This window comes from Bacillus amyloliquefaciens DSM 7 = ATCC 23350 (assembly GCF_000196735.1).
GTDB classification, from domain to species: domain Bacteria; phylum Bacillota; class Bacilli; order Bacillales; family Bacillaceae; genus Bacillus; species Bacillus amyloliquefaciens.
In genome coordinates this window covers 671,079-695,863 of sequence record NC_014551.1, presented here as the reverse complement: position 1 = coordinate 695,863, position 24,785 = coordinate 671,079, and the positions used below count along the sequence as shown (strand labels likewise).

Genomic DNA, 24,785 nt, shown 5'->3' with positions numbered 1-24,785 from the left:
TCCTACTTAAGAGTATCCGATCCATTATTAACACTAACAACCTTTAATTATACTATGACTTGAGAAAATCGCAACAATATGTACAGGAATTGGCAGAAGAAAAAAGGCCCTGGCTCCATTTAAGGAGCCAAGGCCCGCTGTCTTACTCTTCTTCCGTTCCAGGTTTTTTCTTACGGAATTTCACCAATACTTCATATACGATCGGTACAATCAGAAGGGTAAGCAGAGTTGAACTGATTAAACCGCCGATAACGGTGACACCGAGTCCTTTAGATATGACCTGACTTCCGCCTTCGAAGCCCAATGCCAATGGAAGCAGGGCGCCGATTGTCGCGATCGCCGTCATCAGAATCGGACGCAATCTCGTAGAGCCGGCTTCAAGGAGCGCTTCTCTCGTCGATAAGCCTTCCGCTTCTTTATGGATGACGCGGTCAATTAAGACAATCGCGTTTGTGACGACGATTCCGATCAGCATCAGCATACCGATCATGGCATTCAGGCTGACTGTCTCTCCGGATACATACAGTCCGACTAATGCGCCGATGACCGTAAACGGAAGCGAGAACAGAATCGCAAACGGCGCTAATGCTCCGCCGAACGTGATCACAAGAACGAGGTATACGATGGCGACTGCGGCAAGCATCGCTAAGCCGAGTTTCGTAAAGGAATCAGCAATATCCGCTGATACACCGCCGGTATCGATCGATACATTGTCCGGCTTATCCAGTTTGTCAACTTTCTTTTGAACGGCTGATGACACCTTCGTGATGTTGTCAGAAGTGACGGTTGCCGTTACGTCAGCGTACACTTTGCCGTCGCGTCTGGAAATGGTGTCAGATGTCGTGCCGTTTTTCACTTTCGCCACATCGCCGATTTTTACTTCTTGGCCTGCAGGCGATGTGATGGTTTTATCCTCTAATTCTTTCACACTCTTATACTGGTCTTTTTCAGTCTTGATATTCACGTCAAGCTCTTTGCCGTCTTTTTTCACCGTTGTCAAAGGAGACTGTGACGTTTGAGACATCAGGGCCTGGGAGATTTGCGAAGCCGTTAAGCCGAGCTTGCTGAGCTTCTCCTGGTCAGCGACGAACGTGTACTCATCATATGTGCTGGAAAGGCCTGAGTTTACGTCCTTCAGATCCTTTTGCTTTTTCATGATGCTTTCGATTTCTTTGACCGTGCCTTTAATATCAGACTCTGAATCTCCGTACACATAGTACGTTAATTCATTGTTGTTGCCTGACGAACTGAAATTTTGCGTTTTCCATTCGCCGCGGCTGGATGTTTTTTTGATTTCTTTTAAGACATTGTCTTTTTCTTTGTCAAAATCAGGTGTGTCTTCTTCGTATTTCACGTAGAACAATGCGCCGTTCGAGCTTCCGCCGAGCGGGCTTTGCGAGCCTAATGAATACTGGACGGTATCGACATGTTTGCGTTTAAGCAGCATGTCTTCCGCTTTTTGCGCAGCTTTTTCAGCTTCGCTTTTCGTTTCACCCGGTTCAGGTGTATATGTGAGCTGCATCGTTTTGTCCGCTTGTGCCGGCAGATAGCTCGCGCCGATCAGCGGTACGAGGAACAAACTGCCGACAAGCATCAGAACCGCGATGATGGATGTAATCCATTTATGGCTTAATGACCAATTCAGCACTTTTTTATAGAAATCGGCCAATCTGCCCGGCTTATGCTCTTTCGCTTTAACAGGCGCGCCTGTGAGCGATTTTTTGAATAAACTGTGCGCAAGCATTGGCACCAGTGTGATGGAAATCAACAATGATGCGGCAAGCGCGAAAACAATTGTTAATGCAAACGGCATAAACAGTTCGCCGATCTGTCCGCCGACCATGGCAAGCGGCAGGAATACGGCAATGGTTACGATCGTTGATGACATGATCGGTTTAAACATTTCTTTCGTCGCTTCACGCACCAACTGTTTTCCGCGTAAAGGCTCATCTTTCAGCCTCATGCGGCGGTAAATGTTTTCGATAACGACAATGGAGTCATCGACTACCCGTCCGATGGCGACCGTCATCGCACCGAGCGTCATAATGTTTAAAGTGACATCAAGCTGATTCAGCACGAGAAGCGCAATCAGCAGTGACAGCGGGATGGAAACGATAGAAATCATCGTTGATTTAATATCTCTTAAGAATAAGAGAATGATCACGACCGCAAAGATCGCGCCGAAAATCGCTTTGCTTAACATCGTATCCACTGACTCTGTAATCGGCTTGGCCATATCAAGAGTCGAGCTGTACTTGAACCCTTTATGGTCTTTTTTGTATTGATTCAGTTCATCTTTAATCGCATCGGCCACTTCTACCGTGTTGGCGTCATTGGCTTTTACGATATTAATTCCGATGCTGTCCTTTCCGTTCGTGCGGGAAATGGATTCTGCTTTTTTCACATCTTTAATGTCGGCAATGTCAGAAAGCTTAACCGTCGGAACCCCTGCTGATGCGCTTTGCTGTGCCTGCTGCGCAGCCTGAGCGTCCGCCGCAGATGCCGCACCCGCGCCGCCTGCTTGACCTTGAGCTGCGGAAGAAGATGTGACCGGAATTCTCATATCTTTCAGATCTTTAATTGACGTAATATTTCCGTTAACGACAACTGATTTTTCCTTGTTGCCGAATGTGTATAATCCAAGCGGCGTATTGACGTCAGAGCCTTGGATTACTTTCTTGACGGTATCTTCATCAAGTCCGTACTCTTTCATTTTTTTATCTTTGAAAGAGAATTCCACCTGCTCTTCCTGCTGTCCGGAAACTTGCACGGACGCAACGCCCTGGATGCCTTCAAGCTTAGGAACGAGAGTGTTTTCCACGTTTTTGGTCAGATCTTCAAGCGAGCTTTTATCACTTGTCACACTGAGCGTCAAAATCGGGAAAGAGTTGATGCTGTAACGGGAAATGTCGGGCTTTTTCGCGTCGTCGGGAAGGCTGACATTATCCAGCGCTTCAGCGACTTCGGTTTTCGCCTTGTCCATATCCTTGTTGTAATCATATTCAATCATAACCGATGAGACGTTTTCAGAGGATGTGGACGATACGACGTTCACTCCTTCTAAATTCTGCACCGCCTGCTCGATCGGTTTCGTCACGTCATCCGCAACTTGACTCGGAGCAGCTCCGGGATAAGTCGTATTTACTGAGAGGTAAGGCATGTTGACGTCCGGTATGGATTCCTGCTTCATATTCAGACCGGCATACAGCCCTGCTACAGTAACGATAATCGTCATCAGCCAAACTGCGAATTTGTTCTTCAGTACAAAGTTAATAATGTGGTTCATCATGTCCTCCGTTATTTTTTATTGACTGACTGGTCATTCTATATAATACTAAACGGTATAACTCAACATCGTCAACCAATAAGGCAGTAAATTTTTCTAAATTTTTCAAGGATTAAGGGGAAGCACGTCATGAACGAAAAAAAAGAGAAAATCATTAAAACAGGCATCCATTTATTTGCCAAAAAGGGGTTTTCTTCAACTACAATTCAGGAAATCGCCGGTGAGTGCGGGATCTCAAAAGGTGCTTTCTACCTTCATTTCAAATCAAAAGAAGACCTTTTGCTGTCAGCATGTGAGTATTACATCGGCATGTCTATGGAAGAAATAAAGAAAATCAAAACAGAACATCAGCATAAACCGCCTAAGGACGTATTCCAAAAACAAATTGCTTATCAATTCCGGGAATTTATGGAGCACAAGGATTTTATCATTCTCTTGCTGAGCGAAAAGGTCATTCCCGAAAATCAAAAGGTAAAACAGTATTTTCATGAGGTCAATATTCAATTTAACATGCTGTACCGGGATGCTCTGCTCTCCGTTTACGGAGATGCCGTCACACCGTTTCTGGCGGATGCATCCGTTATGGCGCAAGGAATTGTAAGCTCTTATATCCATTTCTTGATTTTTAATGAACATACGGCATTTCAGACGGAAAATGTGGCGGCCTTTCTGATTGCCAGGATTGATGATCTGATTACGGGACTGATAAAAGACAATCCCGACCCGCTTTTATCTGAGGATATCTTTACTCAGCCCGCGGCGGACAGAGAAAAACTGCTCGCGGATATTCAAATGGCAAAAGCGCAGCAGGGGCTGCCTGAGGACGTTCTCGTATCGCTTGAAGTCATTGAAGAGGAATGCCAGAAGGAAGAGCCGCGAAAACCGATTATTAAAGGAATGCTGTCCAATTTGGCCGGCAGCGGAAATGAACAGATTGAAACACTGCGGGCTTCCATTGAAACTCATTTCAGCCTTACCATATAAAAAAAAGCAGCGCCCTTACAGGCGGCTGCTTTTTTTTATCGTTTTTTGATTTCTTCAAGTAAGATCTTGTTGACCATCGGCGGGTTGGCCTGTCCTTTTGAGGCTTTCATAATCTGCCCGACAAGGAAGCCGATCGCGCGGTCTCTTCCGTTTTTGAAGTCTTCAATTGACTGCGGATTGCTGTCAAGCGCATCTGTGACCAGCTTCAGAAGCACGCTTTCGTCAGAAATTTGCACAAGGCCTTTTTCTTTGACGATTTTTTCAGCGTCGCCGCCTTTTTCAATTAATTCTTTGAAGACTTTTTTCGCGATTTTAGATGAAATGGTCCCTTTTTCAATCAGCTTAATCATGCCGGCAAGACCTTCCGGAGTCAGCGCGACATCCTCAAGCTCTTTTTGTTCGGCGTTCAGGTAAGCTGAAACTTCACCCATCAGCCAGTTTGACGCCTGTTTGGCTTCTGCGCCTTTATTGACCGTTTCTTCGAAGAAATCAGCCATTTCTTTCGTCAGCGTCAGCACCATTGCGTCATAAGCCGGCAGGCCGAGCTCTTCGATATACCGCTTGCGGCGCTCGTCCGGAAGCTCAGGAATGGTTGCTCTTACGCGTTCTTTCCATTCGTCATCAATGTAGAGCTCGACAAGGTCAGGCTCTGGGAAATAGCGATAGTCATCTGAACCCTCTTTGACACGCATTAAAATGGTTTTTTTCGTCGCTTCATCGTAGCGGCGCGTCTCCTGCTGAATGACTCCGCCTGACAGAAGCACCTGCTCTTGGCGTTTCTCTTCATGCTCAAGGCCTTTTTGCACGAACGCGAAGGAGTTCAGGTTTTTCAGCTCTGTTTTTGTGCCGAATTTCTCCCGGCCGATCGGACGGAGGGAAATGTTGGCGTCACAGCGCAGTGAACCTTCTTCCATTTTACAGTCGGAAACGCCTGTGTATTGGATAATTGATTTCAGCTTTTCGAGGTATGCGTAAGCTTCCTCCGGTGTGCGGATATCCGGCTCAGATACAATCTCGACAAGCGGCGTGCCTTGGCGGTTGAAGTCAACGAGGGAATAGCCGTCGCCCGTATGCGTCAGTTTTCCCGCATCTTCTTCAAGGTGAAGACGGGTAATGCCGATTTTTTTCGTTTTTCCGCCGACTTCGATTTCGATCCAGCCGTTTTCGCCGATCGGCTTGTCAAATTGAGAAATTTGATATGCCTTCGGGTTGTCCGGGTAGAAATAGTTTTTCCGGTCAAACTTCGTATCCGTTGCGATTTCACAGTTCAAAGCCATTGCGGCTTTCATCGCGAATTCGACCGCTTCTTTGTTTAAAACGGGCAGCACGCCGGGATAGCCGAGGTCGATGACGCTCGTTTGGGTATTCGCTTCCGCGCCGAATGGCGTCGGTGAGCTTGAGAAAATTTTAGATTTTGTTTTTAATTCCACATGGACTTCAAGTCCGATTACCGTTTCAAAGTTCACTTCATTTCACCCCTTACAGTTCAGGTTTCGCTTTATGATGATCTGTTGCCTGCTCAAAAGCATGAGCGACACGATATACAGTGCTTTCATCGAAGTGTTTTCCGATGATTTGCAGTCCGAGCGGCAGGCCGTCCGCAAATCCGCACGGCACGCTGATTCCCGGCACACCCGCGAGGTTGACAGGGATCGTTAAAATATCGTTGGCGTACATTGTGAGCGGGTCGCTCGTTTTTTCGCCGATTTTGAATGCCGGTGTCGGTGTTGTCGGTCCGACGATGACATCGTATTTCTCAAATACGTCTTCAAAATCTTTCTTAATGAGCGTGCGCACTTTTTGCGCTTTTTTGTAATACGCGTCATAGTAGCCTGAGCTGAGCGCGAAGGTGCCGAGCATGATGCGGCGCTTCACTTCGTTGCCGAAGCCTTCAGAGCGTGTCTGTTTATAAAGATCGATCAGGTTGTCCGCATTGTCTGTGCGGTATCCATAGCGGATGCCGTCAAAGCGCGCAAGGTTCGCGGACGCTTCGGAAGAAGACAGCAGATAATATGTCGCAAGCGCGTATTTGCTGTGCGGCAGAGATACTTCTTCCCATGTCGCTCCGAGTCCTTCAAGCACTTTTAAAGCGGCTAAAACGGATTCTTTCGCTTCTTTGCCGACACCTTCTCCGAGATATTCTTTCGGTACGGCGATTTTTAAGCCTTTAATGTCGCCCGTTAATGAAGAAAGAAAGTCCGGCACTTCGACATTGGCGCTCGTAGAGTCCATTTTGTCCGGGCCTGAAATCGCCTGAAGCAGGAATGCGTTATCTTCCACGGTTCTTGTGATTGGTCCGATCTGGTCTAATGAAGACGCAAAAGCGACCAAACCGTAACGGGACACGCGGCCGTATGTAGGCTTTAATCCGACGACGCCGCAGAAAGAAGCAGGCTGGCGGATGGAGCCGCCCGTATCAGATCCGAGTGAAAACGGCACTTCGCCCGCGGCAACCGCAGCTGCGGAACCGCCGCTTGATCCGCCGGGAACCGTATCAAGATTCCAAGGGTTTTTCGTCGCTTTATACGCGGAGTTTTCAGTAGAAGAACCCATCGCGAACTCGTCCATATTCAGCTTACCGATTGTGACAGCTTCAGCTGCTTGAAGGCGCTCCACTACCGTCGCATCGTAAATCGGATCGAAGTTTTCGAGGATTTTGCTTGAGCATGTTGTGCGAAGCCCTTTGGTCACGATGTTGTCTTTGACGCCGATCGGCATTCCGAAGAGAAGACCGTGTTCAGACCGTCCGTCAACCGCTTCGTCAAGCTCTTTCGCGTAAGCGCGGGCTCTTTCTTCATCAAGCTGCAAAAACGCCTGCACCTTATCATCCACGGATGCGATCCGTTTGTAAGATTCATCAACAAGATCGGAAATCTTGATGTCTTTTTTATGTATCATTTGTTTCAGTTCTGTGATTTTGTGATCAAATAATGACATACTGTCTCCCTCCTTTAATCCAGAATAGATGGCACACGGACATAGCCGTCTTTATGATCGGGAGCATTTTTCATGACATCCTCGACCGGAAGGCCTTTACCCGCTTCATCTTCTCTCATTACGTTCTTCATTTTCAGCACGTGTGTTGTCGGTTCCACGTTATCCGTGTCCACTTCATTAAGCTCCTCGGCAAACGAGATGATGCTGTCAAGCTGTTCTGTGAACATTTCAGCTTCTTCATCCGTAATGGCGAGTCTCGCCAAATGAGCGACATGCTTTACTTCTTCTATAGAAATTCGTGACATAAGATCCACCTCCGCATAATTCTCCGTTTCGTCATATAATACTGATCATATCAAAAACGAGCCCTCTAAAGCAACAAAACGCCGCCTTCTGAGGCATGATGAAACCTTCTCTATTTTATCCTAAATCGGGGAGAAAGAGAAACGAATTATATGTCAGAAAATTTTTACTTTTATAATTTATTGGTAGCGTTTTCATCTTTAAGCTGTTCTATGTTGGCGGGGATTTTTTCCTTGAATGGGGCGGGTTTCGAGAGTTGATTGATCGGGGATACTTTGTTAGGTTTAGTAACCATAGCCTGCACAAAATCATGCGAGCCGCATGTAATGATGACTAAAGGCTCACCGCCGGCGCAAAATTCCGGCACTACTAATCTACAGAGGTGATGCAACATTTACTTGAAAGAAGAGAGGGTCCAAAAACGTGAGTATTGAATTAATTATATCTCTTGGGATTTATTTTGCTGCCATGCTGTTAATCGGCTGGTACGCATTCAGGAAGACAACGAATATCAATGATTACATGCTGGGCGGAAGAGGACTCGGCCCGTTCGTAACGGCGCTGTCCGCGGGTGCTGCGGATATGAGCGCATGGATGCTGATGGGGGTTCCCGGCGCAATGTTCGCAACGGGCTTATCAACCTTATGGCTGGCGCTCGGTTTGACGATCGGCGCGTATTCAAATTATCTGCTGCTTGCTCCGAGGCTTCGCGCGTATACGGAAGTTGCGGATGATGCGATTACGATTCCCGATTTCTTCGATAAACGGTTCCGCCATTCATCATCATTGCTGAAAATTGTTTCCGCCGTGATTATTATGATCTTTTTCACACTGTACACATCGTCCGGAATGGTATCCGGAGGCAGGTTATTTGAATCGGCATTCGGCGCCGACTACAAATTCGGTTTATTTTTAACGGCCGGTGTTGTTGTGCTTTACACGCTGTTTGGCGGTTTCCTTGCTGTCAGCCTGACTGACTTCGTACAGGGAGCGATCATGTTTGCGGCATTAGTGCTTGTGCCGATCGTTGCTTTTACCCAGCTCGGGAGCGTTTCGACGACGATTGATTCGATCAACGCCGTAAACCCGAAACTATTGGATGTCTTTAAAGGCGCGAGCGTCATTAGCATTATTTCTTATTTGGCATGGGGACTCGGTTATTACGGCCAGCCTCATATCATCGTACGATTTATGGCGATTAAAGAAGTGAAGGATTTAAAACCCGCCCGCAGAATCGGGATGAGCTGGATGGCTATTTCAGTTGTCGGTTCATTGCTTACCGGGATTATCGGGGTTGCTTATTCTCATCACTTCGGAGTCTCCGTAAAAGATCCGGAAACGATTTTCATTATTTTTTCTAAAATCTTATTCCATCCGCTGATTACGGGCTTCTTGCTGTCCGCGATTTTAGCGGCGATTATGAGTTCCATCTCGTCACAGCTTCTCGTAACGGCAAGCGCCATTACGGAAGATTTATACCGCGCCTTTTTCAGACGGGAAGCGAGCGATAAAGAATTGGTCATGACCGGACGCTTGTCGGTATTGATCGTGGCCGTTATCGCCATTTTGCTTTCCATGAATCCGAACAGCACCATTCTTGACCTGGTCGGCTATGCGTGGGCAGGCTTCGGTTCGGCTATCGGCCCGGCACTCTTGCTCAGTCTGTACTGGAAACGAATGAATGAATGGGGAGCGCTTGCGGCGATGATTACCGGAGCCGCGGCCGTTTTGATCTGGATTACGACAGGGCTTGCCGCTTCAACCGGCGTATACGAAATCATTCCGGGGTTCTTCCTCAGTCTGATTGCCGGTATTGCCGTCAGCCTGCTGACCAAAAAACCGGCCGATGCTTCTTATCAGCTGTTCAGCCGGATGGAAGCTCTTTTGAAAAACAAGAAATAGACAAAAAGCCGTCAGATCTTATCCCTGACGGCTTTTTTCTTGCGCACTTGTCCTGCTATAAATACTGTGAGAAAATCATATCAATTTACTATAAGAAAAACTGCGGAGGTGCTGTGTAAATTGAGCTGGCCTATCGAACCGGACATTTTATTAAAGCTGGGCATTGCCACGCTGATCGGTATGATCATCGGTCTTGAGCGTGAGTTGAAAAATAAACCGTTAGGACTGAAAACCTGTATCGTCATCGCCGTCAGCTCCTGTATGCTGACGATCGTCAGCATTAATGCGGCATATCACTTTCCGAAATATTACCGTATCATGATGGACCCGCTCCGCCTTCCCGCCCAAATCATTTCCGGCGTCGGTTTTATCGGTGCGGGCGTGATCCTGCGCAAAAGCAATGACGTCATTTCCGGTCTGACGACATCGGCTATCATCTGGGGCGCAGCCGGGCTGGGTCTGGCCACAGGCGCCGGCTTTTATAAGGAGGCATTCGCAAGCCTCTTGTTTATCCTGATCAGCGTCGAATTTCTTCCGTGGCTGATCAGAAAAGTCGGTCCCAATCGCTTGAAGGAGAAAGATATCCGCGTGAGGATGTCTCTTTCCGACAAAGATAAAATGACCGAGATTCTAAAGGAAATGAAAAGCAAACAGCTCCGCATTCACTCGGTCCGGATTGACGATCTGCGTGAAACAGAAAATCCGATTATGGAAGTGAAAATCAGTGTCCATAAAAACCGCTACACCACTGACGTGTATTATGATATTAAAGAAATCCAGGGTGTCGTCGGAGTGAAGTGTGATACGTTATAAAAAACGCCGGACTGGATTCAGCCGGTCGTTTTTCTTTTTATACGAGGGAGGTAAAGTTATATTCAGTAATCGGTGTTTTGTTTTCGATATCACGCCTGAAACCTTTCAGCATCTCAAGCTCTTCATCCCCGAGTGAGTCAAGATCAAACGCCTGATGCAATAATCCGTAGATCAGCATATGGCGCAGGCGGAGGAAATCCGGAATTTTTTCAAGCCATGCAGGATCAAGATCATTTTCTTCCTTGTACCCTTTCATAAAATGAGTCATAAACTCCTCTGTAAATGCAACCTTGTCTTCATACGGGATGACCGGATACCACAAAATATTGTACAGCAAAATACTGATATCATTCACAAACCAATTGTAGCCGCTGTCATCAAAATCAAATGCAGTGATTTTTCCGTTGTCCCAGTTGAAATTGCCATGGTGCAAATCGGCGTGCACAAGGCCGTAGTTTTCCGGGTTCTTCGGCAATTGCCGCAGTTCTTCCATTAAAGCATCCGCCCGTTCGAATACAAGATGCTGATCTTCGGGCACATATTTTCTTAGCTTCAGCTGCTCCTCTTCATCCCATTCTTGCCTTTTATATTTCGGGTCGCTCAGACTGTAGCTTTTCGTCAGCCGATGCATGTTCCCCGTATACTTGCCAAGCTCATAAAACAGAGACCCGTTCCAATCTGATTCCTCCACTTTGCGTCCGGGCGCTTTTTCATAGACTCTGAACAAAAACGCTCCGCCTTTTTCGTCCGGCACTTCTTCGACATCTCTGCCATTTAATGAAGGAATCGGTTTTGCTGCCGAAAGCCCGCCCTTTGTCAGATGATGAAGCCATTCCATTTCCCCGAAAATATATTCCGGTGTTCTGCGGATCGTATGCGTAATTTTTAAGATATAAGCTTGATTATCTTTTACAATTTCGTATACGTAGTTCTCTGCGTCCGCAATAAATTGAAACTTAGTAAATCCGTATATTTCACCGGCTTTGGCCAGCACCTTATCTTCCTCAAAAATCGCTTGAATATCTTTATGCATGCTGATTCACCCTCTTCTTAACTTTTGTCGGTGACGTGAGTACTCAGCAAATGTCATTCATCAACATTCCTGCCCTTCTTTTGTTCATAGCAGATTAGTAAAATCCGCCTATAAACGAATGTATTTTCCTGTTAATCCCTAATTATACAAATATCATAACATACCTCATCTCTCTCACCAACGATATACACAATAAAAAACCCTTGCTCATATAGACATGAACAAGGGCATCTTGGTTAATCGTAAATATGGACGGTCGGTTCTTTGTCACCCGCATTGCGGACGATAAGCGCTTCCTGGCCGTCTGATGAGGTGATGTTGATTTCGACATCGACTGAGCCTTTTGAATAATAATCCATCAGCTCACCCGTTAAGTATTGGGTAAAAGCGATGACTTCGCTTTTTCCGTAAAATTGCATCGGGATTTCAATTTTCATTTTTCTCATTTCATCATTTTCATACATCGCCGTTCCGACTACTCCGGTGTAGTTCGGGAAGTAGCTGTCGATCGCGTTTTTGAAGCGTTTAAACACTTCGGAATCGTCAGGGTATTTCTTTGCTGTGTCAGTATCAGCCGGATAGAACACGTACTTTTCTTTGACATCATCCCAGTTTGAAATGGTGGATGAGCCGGCTTTGACTTCTGTTTTCGCAATGTAATTCCCCGGTACGATTGATGTCTTCGGCGCTTGTTTATAAAGGGCGACGGTAATCGGCACATTTTTCAGGTTATCCATTTTCCGGAGACGGTTAACGACTTCCTGGGCGATTTCTTCACCATGACTGCGGATCGTTTTGTCGCTGAGCTCCACTTCCTGCTGCGGATCCCCTGTATTTTCGCGATAATAGTATACAGAGTTGAGAGCGAGACCGATCATGATACCGCCAAGCTGGATGCTGTTTTTATCTTTTCTTACTAAGTAATCCTGCTCAAGCATAGACGCTAAGTAAATCGGGCTGTTTTCGTTTTTCTCTTTTGCCGATCCCGAGTTTGGCAGCACCGGATTTAAGCCGAGATTCTGGAAGTTGGCGTCTGCTTTTTTCGCCTTTTTCAGATCACTGCCTTCTTTTTTGCGGTCAAGCCAGCTGAGTACCGTATCCTCATCTAAATACTGGCCTTCCTGATACAAATAGTCATCCGTCGGGAACGTGTCTTGGGCGAGCCGCATCAGTCCCGTCTCGAATTCATCGATGTCCAGCCTCGTATTCAGCCGGTCCGCGGTCAGCCCGCGCGCTTTTCCGGCCTTAAACGGAAGCACCATCTTATAGTAGGAATCAGAGATATTATATTTCGGTATGATCGCTTTTTCAGAAGACTTTGCCGTTTTCTGCGTGATCTCTTCCTCTTTGTTTCCCCCGAAACTCGGCGAACAGGCTGACAGCATCAATACTGCCGCCGTTGCCGTCGCCGCCAATGCCAACATCTTTTTCAATAGAAAACACTCCTCTTATTTCTTTAGCTCTCCCAATAGCTGTGCTTCATCCCATACTTCAATGTTTAATTCCTGCGCTTTTGTCAGCTTGCTTCCGGCCGCTTCTCCGGCAATCAGCAAGTCTGTTTTTTTGCTGACAGATCCCGTCAGCTTTCCGCCGAGCGCTTCAATCTGCGTTTTGGCTTCATTTCTGGACAGCTCTTCAAGCTTTCCGGTTAACACGATGGTTTTGCCGGCAAAATAAGAGTCGCTGTCCTCCGCTTTTACTTTTTTCGGGCCTTTATAGAGTGTGTTCACACCGAGCTCTTCCAGTTCATTCAAAAGCTCAAGCATTTCTTCTTTTCGGAAATAGGTGATGACGGCATCGGCCATCTTTTCACCGATTTCATCTACTGCCAGCAGCTCTTCTTCCGTGGCTTGTTTCAGATTTTCCAGGCTTTCAAAATGCATGGCGAGTGTTTTGGCCGCTTTTGAGCCGATAAAACGGATGCCGAGACCGAACAGCAGGCGTTCCAATGAATTCTCTTTCGATTTTTGGATGGAGCTGATCAGATTGTCAGTTGATTTTTCTCCCATCCGCTCAAGCCGGATGACCTGTTCTTTTGTCAGCTTATATAAATCAGCGACATTACGGACGAGATGTTCACGGAAAAGCTGTGTGATGACACGTTCTCCGAGTCCGTCAATATTCATCGCGTTGCGTGAAACAAAGTGGATCAGGCCTTCTCTGATTTGCGCCGGACATTCCGGGTTGATGCAGCGCAGCGCGACTTCTCCTTCAATGCGCACAAGCTCGCTTTCGCACTCAGGGCAGACGGTCGGCATATTGAATTCTTTTTCTTCTCCGGTCCGCTGTTCAATTAAGACATTGACGACCTCAGGGATAATGTCGCCCGCTTTTTTAACGACCACTTTATCGAGAATGCGGATATCCTTCTCTTTAATTAAATCTTCGTTATGAAGCGATGCTCTTGAGACCGTCGTTCCCGCGACTTTTACCGGTTCCAGAACGGCGGTCGGCGTAATGACGCCTGTTCTTCCGACATTCAGTTCGATATCGAGAAGTTTTGTCACGACCTCTTCTGCCGGGAATTTATATGCAATCGCCCAGCGCGGGCTTTTTGCCGTATACCCGAGCTCTTCCTGCTGGTCGAGCGAATCGACTTTGATGACGATTCCGTCAATTTCATACGGGAGGTCGGCCCGCTTCGCCTGCAGCTCCTCGATCATTTCAATTACTTCATCTATCGTGGCGCATTGTTTCCGTTCCTGGTTTGTTTTAAAACCGAGCTCATCCAGAAAATCCAGGCCCTGACTCTGTGTTTCCACACCCATTTCGTCAAGCTCCGCTATACTGTAGACGAAGATGTCAAGATTTCGTTTCGCTGCAATTTTCGGATCGAGCTGTCTGAGTGAGCCCGCAGCAGCATTCCGGGGATTGGCGAACGGCTCCTCTTCATGTTTCAGCCGTTCTTCATTGAGCGCTTCAAATGACTGTTTCGGCATGAACGCCTCTCCGCGCACTTCTATGGAAAGGTTTCGTTTCATTTTCAGCGGAATGTTGCGGATCGTTTTTAAGTTTTCCGTAATATCTTCGCCCGTTGTTCCGTCTCCTCTTGTCGCGCCTCTGACGAAATAGCCGTCTTCATAACGGAGAGAAACAGCAAGACCGTCTATTTTCAGCTCCACATTGTAAGCGACGCCGTCCCCGACAGCCTGACGGACGCGGCGGTCAAAATCGCGAAGATCATCATCGTTAAATGCGTTGCCGAGACTGAGCATCGGCGTGCCGTGCTGCACCTTTTGAAATGATTCAAGCACCGCTCCCCCGACCCGCTGTGTGGGCGAGTCAGGCGTTCTGAGCTCCGGGTGCTCTTCTTCTATCGCAATCAGCTCCTGCATCAGTCTGTCGTACTCGGAATCCGGTACGCTCGGTTCATCTAAGGTGTAATATTCGTAACTGTACTGATCGATGGTGCGGCGCAATTCATCTGCCCGGTGTTTCGCTGTTTCTTTGTCCATCATGTTCTTCCTTTCCTCTTCAGGTTACTGCTTTTCAATCGGCGCAAAGGCGGCCAGCAGCCGCTTCACGCCGACTGGGCTCGGGAATGCGATATCAAGCTCCGTGCTTTCGCCTTCTCCTTTTACGCTGACAACCGTTCCGGTGCCCCATTTTTTATGGCCCGCTTTATCGCCGACAGCCCAGCTGAGCGAGTCGCCGCCTGTTTTATTCGCGTAGGAAACAGGACGGGATACGGGCCCGCGTTTCGGCTGCATTTTTCTCCCCGGCTGCATGCGCGGGTTTTTCTTCTCATTTAGGTTCTCCAATAAATCGCCAGGTATTTCCCTGATAAAGCGGGATTCCGGATTCATATTGGTGCGTCCGAATAGGGTGCGCATTTTGGCATTCGTTAAATACAGTTCTTCTTCCGCCCTTGTAATGCCTACATATGCGAGTCTGCGCTCTTCTTCCATCTCAGCTTCTTCCATCAGGGAGCGGCTGTGCGGGAACACGCCTTCTTCCATGCCCATTAAGAACACGACAGGAAATTCAAGCCCTTTAGCGGCGTGCAGAGTCATTAACGTGACGGCATCCTTTCCGCCCGATTCCTCTTCCTTCTGGTCGAGCTGGTCAATATCCGCAATCAGCGCCAAGTCGGTCAGAAACGCGACGAGAGACTTGTCTTCGCTTTTTTGTTCGAAGTTTTTCGTCACAGAAAGAAACTCGTCGATATTCTCAAGACGGCTTTGGGCTTCAATTGATTTTTCAGCCTTCAGCATTTCTCTGTATTCCGTTTTATCGAGAATTTCTTCCATGAGTTCCGTAATGGACAGGTAATCCTGCATATTCGTCAGATTTTCAATCATTGCGCCAAAGCCGTCAAGCGCGTTTGCCGCTTTGGCACTGACGCCGATGAAATCAACCTGTTTGATCGCCTGGAACAGTGACATCCCGTTCATCGCCGCGTATGAAGCGATTTTTTCAAGCGAAGTGGCGCCGACACCCCGCTTCGGCACATTGACGATCCTTGTAAAACTGATATCGTCGTCCGGGTTTGACACAAGGCGCAGATACGCGAGAATGTCTTTAATTTCTTTCCTGTCGTAGAACTTTGTTCCGCCGACGATATTGTAGTTCAGTCCGGCTTTTAAAAGGGTTTCCTCAATAACACGGGACTGGGCGTTTGTCCGGTATAAAATCGCGATATCGGAAAGCTTCCGCCGGCCCGAGCTGTTCAGCTCATAAATTTTGCCCGCGACGAATTGGCCTTCGCCGAATTCATTGTCGCCGCTGTAATAAGAAAGCTTGACTCCTTCGTCATTCCCCGTCCACAAGTTTTTCGGCTTGCGGTTTGAGTTGTTTTTAATCACTTCGTTGGCCGCTTGCAGAATCCGCTTTGTGGAGCGGTAGTTTTGTTCGAGCAGAATGACGTTTGCGCTCGGGTAATCTTTTTCAAAAGAAAGGATATTCGCGATATCCGCGCCGCGCCATCTGTAAATGGACTGGTCGGAGTCACCGACGACGCAGATATTTTCAAGACGGGCAGCAAGCTGCTTAACAAGCAGGTATTGCGCTCTGTTCGTATCCTGGTACTCGTCTACGTGAATGTACTGGAATTTGCGCTGGTAAAACTCAAGCACTTCCGGCACACGCTCGAAAAGCTTAATCGTCGTCATGATTAAATCATCAAAATCGAGCGATTGGTTTTTCAGCAGTTTTTTCTGGTAATCGGCATACACGTCACTCGTGACCTGGTCATAGTAGCCGCCGGCCGTTTTTGCGAATTCCTCCGGTTCGATCAGCTCGTTTTTTGCGCTGCTGATGGAGCCTAAAATACTTCTCGGATCAAACTTTTTCGGATCGATATTCCGCTCTTTCAAAATCCCTTTAATAACGGAGAGCTGATCAGCCGTATCAAGAATGGAGAAGTTACGGTTGATGCCGATCCTGTCAATATCCCTGCGCAGTATCCGCACGCACATGCTGTGGAAGGTGGATATCCAGATTTCATCCGCGCCGGGCCCGAGAATGCTCTCGACCCGCTCCTTCATTTCTCTGGCGGCTTTATTTGTAAATGTAATCGCCAGAATATTCCATGGCGCGACGTGTTTTTCCGCCATTAAGTATGCGATTCTGTGCGTCAGCACACGTGTCTTTCCGCTTCCCGCTCCCGCCATCAGAAGCAGCGGACCGTCCGTCGTCTTAACCGCTTCCTGCTGAACGGGATTTAATCCGCTTAATAATTGATTGCTAATATAATTCATATCCGTTCACCGCCTATCAAACATATGTTCTATCATAAATCAAATTCGTCTGCTTGGCTACTTCGTCTTTACAGCCGCCACCGTTTTGAGCGCCTGATCAAAATCTTCATATACGGCATTTCCTACAACAATGACATCGGCATGGCGGCCGAACCGTTCCGCCGTTTCCGCATCTTTAATGCCGCCTCCGTAAAACAGGACGGACTTGTCCAGCACAGCTTTCGTTTTCTCCACCGTTTCTATGTCCGCCAGCATTCCGCTGTATTCCAAATAAAAAATCGGAAGATGAAGCAAATGCTCCGCGACCCGCGCATAAGCGAGAATATCTTCTGTTTCTATATGTGTATCCGCCTCCGTCAAAGCGGCCGCTTTACAATCAGGGTTGACGATGCAATAGCCCTCCGTCACGATTTCCTCCATGGACATCAGCTCGCCGTATTCTTTCATCGCCTGATGGTGCATGCCGACAATCCAGTCCGCATTTTTGCTGTTGAGCACACTCGGAATGAAATAAAGATCAAATCCGGGCACAATGGAATCAATCGTCGATACCTCAAGTACGCACGGCACTAAAAAACGCCGCACCTTTGACATCAGTCTCAGCACATTGTCCTCGGTGATATTGTCGCTTCCTCCGATCACAATGGCGTCAGTCCCTGATTCACAAAGCCGTTCCAGCTGTTCATCCGGTAAATCTTTATTCGGATCGAGTTTAAAAACGTGCTTCCACTCGTTAACATCGTACATGCGTTTTCGTTCCTCCATTCGTTTCTTGCCATTTAAACATTATAACAAATTCATTTGGCCCGGAAAAACGGAAAAAGACGTCATTCATCTGATTCATAAAAAAAGATGGCGCTCCGGCGGACGGGAAACGGCCATGTTTGAAAACAGACAAAATGTGGAATGTCAAAGAGAAAAAAGGCAAGGAGTCTGATTTCAATGGAACAAGCCATTATCGTACTGATATGTATATTGATTTTTATTATTTTAGTTCCCGCCGTATTGCTGCTTTGGATATACATAAGAGACGAAAAACAGGAAGAACATTCAGTGCTGCGCAATTATCCCGTAGCGGGAAAGCTGCGCTATATATTTGAAAAAATCGGACCAGAACTGCGGCAGTATTTATTCAGCAATGATAACGAAGAACAGCCGTTTTCCCGGAGAGAATATGAACAGACGGTCATGTCGGGAAAGTATAAAAGCAGAATGATGGGCTTCGGGTCAGAACGGGATTTCGATCAGCCGGGCTATTATATCCGGAATGCCCTCTTTCCGAAACAAAGGGAGGAGCTGCGCACAGATCAAACGCCGAAGATCGACACGATGGTATACAAGATTGACAAGGACAACCTGCTGAAACGCAGCGAACACCGCGAAAAAACAAAAGCGGATCCTTATTACCTGCATCCGGACGATGTACAAGTGATCGGCCGTGACACATGCAAGAAACCGTTTTATGTGAAAGGATTAATCGGACAATCAGCGATGAGCTACGGCTCACTTGGCGACCGGGCAATTACCGCCCTGTCAAAAGGGCTGCACCAGGCCGGAGGCACGTGGATGAATACAGGCGAAGGCGGCCTGTCTGAGTATCACCTGAAAGGCGGTGCGGATATTATCTGCCAAATCGGCCCCGGACTGTTCGGCGTCCGTACCGAAGAAGGAGAATTTTCGTGGGAAGAATTTAAGAAAAAAAGCCGTCTCGAACAAATTAAAGCCTTTGAATTAAAGCTTGCGCAAGGAGCGAAAGCAAGAGGCGGGCATATTGACGGTTCAAAGGTTACCGAAGAAATTGCCGCCATCAGAAATGTGCAGCCCGGACAATCCATAGACAGCCCAAACAGGTTCAATGAATTCTCAAATGTTCCGGACATGCTTGATTTTATTGAGGAATTAAGGACTGTCGGTGAAAAACCGGTCGGCATCAAAATTGTCCCGGGCAGCCGAAAAGACCTTGAAGATCTTATTTCCCGTATGAGTTCATCAGGCAAGCTTCCCGACTTTATTACCATTGACGGCAGTGAAGGGGGAACGGGTGCTTCCTTTCATGAGCTGGCGGATTCCGTCGGTCTGCCGATTATGACCGGCCTCCCCCTTGTTGACGGCCTTTTGAAAACATACGGTATAAGAGATAAGCTGAAAATTTTCGCATCCGGAAAGCTGCTCACTCCGGATAAAATCGCCGTCGCCCTCGCGTTAGGCGCGGATTTTGTCAATATTGCCCGGGGAATGATGTTTTCAGTCGGCTGTATCCGCGCTCAAGTATGCCACACCAATCATTGTCCTGTCGGAGTGGCAACAACCGATCCGAAGCTTCAGCGCGCGCTCAGTATCGAAGACAAACAGCACCGCGTCTGCAACTACGTGCTCTCCTTGCGTGAAGGACTGTTTCACCTTGCCGCGGCGGCGGGCATCAGCTCGCCGATTCACTTCTCAGCTGAACACATCGTATACCGAGAGGAAGACGGCAGCCTGAGGGAACTTCCCGGCCTTATGAATATGAATCAGCACGCATAAAAAAAACCGCCTGCCGTCATCGGCAGAGCGGTTTTTTACGTTGCTGAGGAGGATTCTCCTTTGTTTACACGGTCAAGCGCCATTTCATAGGCGTCGTTGCCATAATTTAAGCAGCGTTTCACCCGGGAAATCGTCGCTGTTGAAGCACCCGTTTCACTTTCTATTTTGTGATACGTGTTTCCTTCGCGGAGCATTCTTGCCACTTCCAAACGCTGCGCCAGCGATTGGATTTCATTAATCGTACAAAGATCATCAAAGAAACGATAGCATTCCTCCAGATCTTTCAGCGATAAAATAGATAAGAATAACTGGTCCAGTTCTTTTCCGCGTAATTTATCGATTTGCATCGTCAAACACCTTCTCCTTTACTAATGGAAGCTGCATCGAGATCAGGCACGATATTAATCCATGTCTTTCCTGGCACAAACGGAAGAATCTCACCGCCTTTTACGGGCAGAATACGTCCGTCTTTATATTCCCAGTCTGACTCAATAACATCGCCGTGCTGAAGCAGGAGGCCCTTTCCCCCTGATTGAATATCGATGGCCCGCCTTCCATCTTTGTCTGTAATGCGATGGCCGGCTTCAACAATAAAAATGTTGTGCATGGCTAAAGGCTTTCCGGTCTCCCGGTCTGTCGCTTTCACACCATCAGAGCTTCTTGTATAAGCATCAGCTTTTTTATCATAATCGTATTCGACAAGATTTGTAACGTTTTGTGTTCCATAATCTATCCGAATATTGTAGGTTTCGTTTCCGGGTTTTGCGTCTGATGTCTGAAATGGAAGCGGTTTTGTTTTTTCGTTCAGCTTGTATCCCTTTTGTTCCGCCGCCTTTCTGATATTGTCATAAGACGTGTAGGAATTGTGGGGAGGCTTGCTGAAATCGGCTCTCCAAAACAGGCTTCCGTCAAAATCCAAACCGTTTATATAATCGTAAGCTCCGGACTCCAGCTGCTTTTTAGCGCCGGGACTCCAGCCATGATGGACAAATATGCTGTTAAATCCGCTGCTGAGGGTGACAAAATATTCCCTCGCGCTCCGCACAGGTCCGACCGTTTCCGGCATCTCACTCTGAAAAATCGCGAGAAACCGCGTAATCCGGCCCTCTGCCAGCGCTTCGATGACAACATCCGCCTTTGACAGCCCGGATTGGGGCCTCGCCTTCGGATGATTGTTCACTGCGACTGCAATCGGACGGCGTTCTGCAAGCTTCCGCTCAGTTTTCAACCCTGTTAAAGGGGCTTCCGCCTCTTTCGGCTGCACCTGATCGGCATCATTCTGCCGGCAGGCGGCAAGCAGCAAAAACGCAAAACAAAGCATACAAACGGTTTTCCATCTTTTCATATGTCGGCTCCCTGCTTTTATATTTTAACGCATTATCGATGGAAAGAGTACAGTTTTTTTCATCACGTCGAATATTCCTCTCGGCGTAATGCGAATATAAGGCAGGTGTGTGCTCTGCAAAAAGAGCAGCGTATAGATCGGATCGCAGAATCGGTAGCCCCGCTCCTCCAGCAGAATCCTCAGTTTTTGTTCTTTCTCAAGCACCTCTTCATAATTCTCCGCAGATGCGGAACCATTTAAGGCGAGGGGAATTTCATGAAGAATTTTCCCGTTTTCGGCAAGCACGATTCCCCCGCCGATTTCTTTCATCCGTGAGAAGGCGAGCAGGATATCTTCCTTATTTTTTCCGACAGCGATAATATCTCCGGTTGTCGTGTAGGAACTGACAAAGCCCTGCACCCGCTCGGCAAAACCTTTCAGCATTGTATTGACCCGCCATTTTCCATGCTTATCGAGAAGCGTGAGATAGCTTTCATCATGATCAAAAGAAAGCTGGTCAACAGAATTATCAATCGCAATCATATACGGCTCCATAATGACCGCGTTGCGCATTTTCACACCCATCGGCATTGAAAACTGTAAATCATCCATCTTCATATCATATGAAAGCTCAAGAGGGACAAGACCGCCCTTTTTCCAATCCGTTTCTGTAAACGCCTTCATATTTCGGCCGTCTTCTCTCAGCAGGATGCCTTTGGATATCACCGTAACCGGGTCCGGATTCATAGGGTCATCAAGAATGTTCAATGAGGCAAGCCGTCCCGGGCCGACTACACCGAGAAAGTCGTCCATCTGATAATACTTCGCGATATTAAAGGACGCCATATTGTAAGCGTCAATCGCCGGAACTCCTTCCTCCAGAGCGATTTTGATTAATTCATTCGTCATGCCGCCTTTATAAAAAAGCGGCGACGCCCCATCCGTCGTGTAAAAGAAATGATCATAATGCCGGAAGCCTTTTTGATGGAGGTCCTGCAGAATCGTCCTCAAATCAGGGCGGATGGATGAATGCCTGAGCGACACATAGTAGCCCAATTCAAGCCGTCTCATCACCTCATCGCCATTCATCGCCTCATGATCGGAATCAGCGCCGAACAGTTTCATCTTCGTAAGTGTTTTCTCAGAAGCGCCGGGGAAATGCCCTTCGATCCGCTTGCGCAGTTTCTTTGTCGCCTGCATGCAATGAAGCATCAAGTCATCCCCGTCCATGAGCCGCGGCCAGCCGGTCAATTCTCCGCCTTGAATGACATCCGGGTGCTCAATCCATTGCTTGCGGACATCAAAAGAAAGAAGCTGGTCCTCATTCAGCACTTCAGTCTGCAGATCATATCTGGACCACCAGAAATATTGCACCGGCTGTTTTTTCAGTTCTTCTAATATGGTAAGCGCTTTCTTTTTTCCGCTGTGCAAAAGGAAAAACAAGTTATCATTAACAAACGTCGTTGTTCCGAATTGAGACACATATTCGGCGAGCGTTTGGGGATTATATATTTGAAAAGGATGTGTATGCGGTTCAATGTAACCTGGCACAATGTATTTTCCTTCACAATTTATGGTATGAATGTGCTCTGCTGCATCAGGAAGCTCATCACCGACATATACAATTCGGTCTCCGTAAATCCAGATATTCTTTTTCAGCCATTGTTTTAAAAAAGGATTTAAAACGAGAGCGTTCCGTAAAAGTAGCGTTGGAAGCAGCTTTGAGTCTACAACATCCGCCTGTGATCTGATGTCTTTATTTTTCCAGTTAAAGGTACGTTCAGACATTCACATACTCTCCTTCGCTTATATTAGACTCATCGTATCACATCCGCACAATTATCGCACGGTTAAAACGTTACAAATTATTGAAGATGAACGAAAAGTAAAGGAGCTGAAATAATGAAACCGAATATCAGTTTATTAAACGCCGTTATGCGAATCACTTGCGGCCTTACCATTTTGTCTGCTGCGTCAGCAAAATACACGAGAAAACCGTGGTGCAAAATGCATCTTTTCTGTATGATGATGGGCGCAATGAAAGCGGCGTCCGGCATCCTCCGCTTCTGTCCGGTAACATATATGTTCCAGGCTGGAATGAATCAGGATGACAGCCGCCAGTAAGAAAAATAACAAGCCGTTTCGGCTTGTTATTTATTTTCTCCTGTTATAAAAGAGTCCGGCGAGTCCGAGAAGGATCGGATAACAGAAAGCCCAGCCGCTGAAGCTGTATATGCCGATACAAAGTCCGAGTGACGCCAGCGCGGACCACCAGCCGATACCGAAGCGGCGCAGCAGCTTGAGCCCGGCCGCCATCGTAATGACGTATGAAGCGATAAATGCGGCACTCGGGCCCTTCAGCAGCACTTCAGGATTGAGCTGAAACACCCATTGAATCAAAAGCACCGTAAAAAATATGGCGCCGAGCGTCGTCAGCACACGCACAGGGGTGCGGTTTTTTTGATGCAGCCGGTCAAAGTATTTCGGAATATGCCCTTCCCGCGACATCGCATACACCATTCTTGAAAAGCCCGCAATATTGGCATGAACGGTGCTGAATGTAATAAACAGCGCCAGACATGCGGTTATGTATACTCCCGTCCGCCCCGTTCCGTTTGCCATCAGCAAATTGAGAGACGCGATGCCTTTTTCGTCTCCGTAAGCATGGGTTCCGACCGTAACATAAGCAGTCAGCGTATATAACAGTCCCACACACGCGGCAGCCGCAAACAGGCTGATCGGAATATCCCTTTTCGGATGTTTAAACTCTTCGGCAAGCGGCGTAATCATTTCCCAGCCGACAAAGGAGAAAAAGATCATAACTGCGGCCGAGCCTGCGGCATGCCATCCGTGCGGGAGAAACGGATGAAAAGAGCCGGACGTGACATGCGGCAGTGAAACGGCAACAGCCGCGGCTAACAACAATATAATCAAACAAATGATCAGCGTGCCGATCCCTGCGGATAGCTGAAGCCCTCTTAAATGAAGAAACAGAGATAAAGCAAGCATCGCTGCCGCAATCAATGTAACGGCACCCGCACCCGCTCCGGTGACGCTTGTGATGTACTGAGCACCGGTCAGCGCGATAATCGGGACGCCGATCGGAACTGATCCAAGCATGATCCAGCCTGAAACCGCTCCGGCCTTTTTCTGAAAAGCAAGTTCCGCATATGCTGTAATCCCTCCTGCACTCGGCACTTTCTGCACCAAGGCGGAGAGTGTCCCCACAATCGGAAAAGCCGCCAATGACATTAAAAGCCAAGCAGCGAGCGAAGCAGGCCCCGCTGTATTTGCCGCAACAGAAGGCAGAATTAAAATCCCGCACCCCAAAACAGCCCCTATCGTCAATGCGGTTCCCTGCACCCATGTGAGAGAGCGGCGCAGCGTATTCATGGTGATTCCCCCTTTTTGAAAAGCTGGCTTTATTATAAAGAAAGAAAACGGTCTTCCATATGCTACAATTAAGCAAAAACGGTTTCTTTCATTTAAAAATAAAGGAATTACAGGAAGATCACTTAAAATGAAAAGGGGCAGCCTTATGGACCAAACAGACTTACATATTTTATCGCATTTGCAGAAAAACGCCCGGCTGACAATGGTGGAGCTCGGCAAGCTTGTCGGGCTCAGCTCTCCAAGCGCCGCTGAACGGGTCAAAAAACTTGAAGAAAAAGGCGTGATCACGGGCTACGGCGCCAATATCAATTTTGAGAAACTGAATAAGCACGTTACGGCTTTTATCCTGATGGAACCGAGAAACTGCAAGCATTATGCCGCATTTGCCGGCAAGCATCCGGATGTTATAGAGAACCACAGAATCACCGGCATGTACAGCTACATCACAAAAGTCGTGACAGAATCCGTCCATACGCTGGAAGACTTTATCGATGAATGCATGTCACACGGCAAGCCGACAACCTTGGTCGTCCTGTCTTCCTCAGCCTTTGAAGGCGCCCTTACGTAAAAAGAAACCCCCCGCATCTT

At 47.5% G+C, this 24,785-nt stretch carries 19 protein-coding genes; 6 read left to right on the top strand and 13 right to left on the bottom strand.

Annotated elements, in window-relative coordinates; translation table 11 throughout:
- Positions 1 to 142 precede the first annotated feature (142 nt).
- A complete protein-coding gene (locus BAMF_RS23850) occupies positions 143 to 3,286 on the bottom strand; it encodes an efflux RND transporter permease subunit (protein WP_013351302.1) in 3,144 nt (1,047 codons plus the stop codon).
- A 129-nt stretch (positions 3,287 to 3,415) separates the two neighbouring features.
- On the opposite strand from BAMF_RS23850, the gene BAMF_RS23845 reads away from it, so the two are divergent.
- Entirely contained in the window at positions 3,416 to 4,270 is an 855-nt protein-coding gene (locus BAMF_RS23845) for a TetR/AcrR family transcriptional regulator (protein ID WP_013351301.1), read from the top strand.
- A 35-nt stretch (positions 4,271 to 4,305) separates the two neighbouring features.
- On the opposite strand, the gene gatB is transcribed toward BAMF_RS23845, so the two are convergent.
- Genes gatB through gatC form a run of 3 tightly spaced genes read right to left on the bottom strand, consistent with a single transcriptional unit; the run spans position 4,306 to position 7,512 of the window.
- Entirely contained in the window at positions 4,306 to 5,736 is a 1,431-nt protein-coding gene (gatB, locus tag BAMF_RS23840) for an Asp-tRNA(Asn)/Glu-tRNA(Gln) amidotransferase subunit GatB (protein WP_013351300.1), read from the bottom strand.
- A 13-nt stretch (positions 5,737 to 5,749) separates the two neighbouring features.
- The gene (gene gatA, locus BAMF_RS23835; RefSeq protein ID WP_013351299.1) at positions 5,750 to 7,207 is read right to left on the bottom strand and encodes an Asp-tRNA(Asn)/Glu-tRNA(Gln) amidotransferase subunit GatA; all 1,458 of its coding nucleotides are present in this window, start codon (positions 7,205 to 7,207) and stop codon (positions 5,750 to 5,752) included.
- Between the two features lie 14 nt (positions 7,208 to 7,221).
- Positions 7,222 to 7,512 (bottom strand): Asp-tRNA(Asn)/Glu-tRNA(Gln) amidotransferase subunit GatC, encoded by a 291-nt coding sequence (gene gatC, locus BAMF_RS23830; protein ID WP_003155732.1) that lies wholly within the window; start codon positions 7,510 to 7,512, stop codon positions 7,222 to 7,224.
- A gap of 421 nt (positions 7,513 to 7,933) precedes the next feature.
- Here gatC and putP point away from each other — a divergent pair, with 421 nt between their 5' ends.
- The gene (gene putP / locus BAMF_RS23825) at positions 7,934 to 9,412 is read left to right on the top strand and encodes a sodium/proline symporter PutP (protein ID WP_013351298.1); all 1,479 of its coding nucleotides are present in this window, start codon (positions 7,934 to 7,936) and stop codon (positions 9,410 to 9,412) included.
- 120 nt (positions 9,413 to 9,532) lie between these two features.
- Positions 9,533 to 10,225: an MgtC/SapB family protein gene (locus BAMF_RS23820; RefSeq protein ID WP_013351297.1), complete on the top strand. Its 693-nt coding sequence runs from the start codon at positions 9,533 to 9,535 to the stop codon at positions 10,223 to 10,225.
- A 37-nt stretch (positions 10,226 to 10,262) separates the two neighbouring features.
- Here the strand turns inward: BAMF_RS23820 and BAMF_RS23815 are convergent, their stop codons facing one another.
- The 5 genes from BAMF_RS23815 to pcrB all read right to left on the bottom strand — a co-directional run bounded on the left by BAMF_RS23815 (position 10,263) and on the right by pcrB (position 17,704).
- Positions 10,263 to 11,258: a phosphotransferase enzyme family protein gene (locus tag BAMF_RS23815; RefSeq protein ID WP_013351296.1), complete on the bottom strand. Its 996-nt coding sequence runs from the start codon at positions 11,256 to 11,258 to the stop codon at positions 10,263 to 10,265.
- A 236-nt stretch (positions 11,259 to 11,494) separates the two neighbouring features.
- Entirely contained in the window at positions 11,495 to 12,691 is a 1,197-nt protein-coding gene (locus tag BAMF_RS23810; protein WP_013351295.1) for a CamS family sex pheromone protein, read from the bottom strand.
- Between the two features lie 15 nt (positions 12,692 to 12,706).
- Positions 12,707 to 14,713, bottom strand: a complete 2,007-nt coding sequence (ligA, locus tag BAMF_RS23805) for an NAD-dependent DNA ligase LigA (protein WP_014469864.1) — start codon at positions 14,711 to 14,713, stop codon at positions 12,707 to 12,709.
- Positions 14,714 to 14,737: 24 nt separating this feature from the next.
- On the bottom strand, positions 14,738 to 16,957 hold the full coding sequence (gene pcrA, locus BAMF_RS23800) for a DNA helicase PcrA (RefSeq protein WP_013351293.1): 2,220 nt from the start codon (positions 16,955 to 16,957) through the stop codon (positions 14,738 to 14,740).
- A 57-nt stretch (positions 16,958 to 17,014) separates the two neighbouring features.
- On the bottom strand, positions 17,015 to 17,704 hold the full coding sequence (gene pcrB / locus BAMF_RS23795; protein WP_013351292.1) for a heptaprenylglyceryl phosphate synthase: 690 nt from the start codon (positions 17,702 to 17,704) through the stop codon (positions 17,015 to 17,017).
- A gap of 195 nt (positions 17,705 to 17,899) precedes the next feature.
- On the opposite strand from pcrB, the gene BAMF_RS23785 reads away from it, so the two are divergent.
- Positions 17,900 to 19,480 carry an FMN-binding glutamate synthase family protein gene (locus BAMF_RS23785; protein ID WP_013351291.1) on the top strand — a complete coding sequence of 527 codons (1,581 nt, stop codon included), beginning with the start codon at positions 17,900 to 17,902 and terminating at the stop codon, positions 19,478 to 19,480.
- Between the two features lie 35 nt (positions 19,481 to 19,515).
- Here the strand turns inward: BAMF_RS23785 and BAMF_RS23780 are convergent, their stop codons facing one another.
- The 3 genes from BAMF_RS23780 to BAMF_RS23770 are packed head-to-tail and all read right to left on the bottom strand — an operon-like array spanning position 19,516 to position 22,592.
- Positions 19,516 to 19,827, bottom strand: coding sequence for a YerC/YecD family TrpR-related protein (locus BAMF_RS23780; RefSeq protein ID WP_003155745.1), 312 nt, complete (start codon positions 19,825 to 19,827; stop codon positions 19,516 to 19,518).
- Positions 19,828 to 19,829: 2 nt separating this feature from the next.
- On the bottom strand, positions 19,830 to 20,825 hold the full coding sequence (locus BAMF_RS23775; protein ID WP_013351290.1) for a DUF3048 domain-containing protein: 996 nt from the start codon (positions 20,823 to 20,825) through the stop codon (positions 19,830 to 19,832).
- A gap of 24 nt (positions 20,826 to 20,849) precedes the next feature.
- A complete protein-coding gene (locus tag BAMF_RS23770) occupies positions 20,850 to 22,592 on the bottom strand; it encodes an adenine deaminase (RefSeq protein WP_013351289.1) in 1,743 nt (580 codons plus the stop codon).
- Between the two features lie 114 nt (positions 22,593 to 22,706).
- Between BAMF_RS23770 and BAMF_RS23765 the strand changes: the two genes are divergently transcribed.
- Positions 22,707 to 22,928, top strand: coding sequence for a YgaP family membrane protein (locus tag BAMF_RS23765; protein WP_013351288.1), 222 nt, complete (start codon positions 22,707 to 22,709; stop codon positions 22,926 to 22,928).
- Between the two features lie 30 nt (positions 22,929 to 22,958).
- Here BAMF_RS23765 and BAMF_RS23760 read toward each other — a convergent pair whose 3' ends face one another.
- A complete protein-coding gene (locus tag BAMF_RS23760) occupies positions 22,959 to 24,197 on the bottom strand; it encodes an APC family permease (protein WP_013351287.1) in 1,239 nt (412 codons plus the stop codon).
- 145 nt (positions 24,198 to 24,342) lie between these two features.
- On the opposite strand from BAMF_RS23760, the gene BAMF_RS23755 reads away from it, so the two are divergent.
- The gene (locus BAMF_RS23755) at positions 24,343 to 24,765 is read left to right on the top strand and encodes an Lrp/AsnC family transcriptional regulator (protein WP_014471543.1); all 423 of its coding nucleotides are present in this window, start codon (positions 24,343 to 24,345) and stop codon (positions 24,763 to 24,765) included.
- Positions 24,766 to 24,785 lie beyond the last annotated feature (20 nt).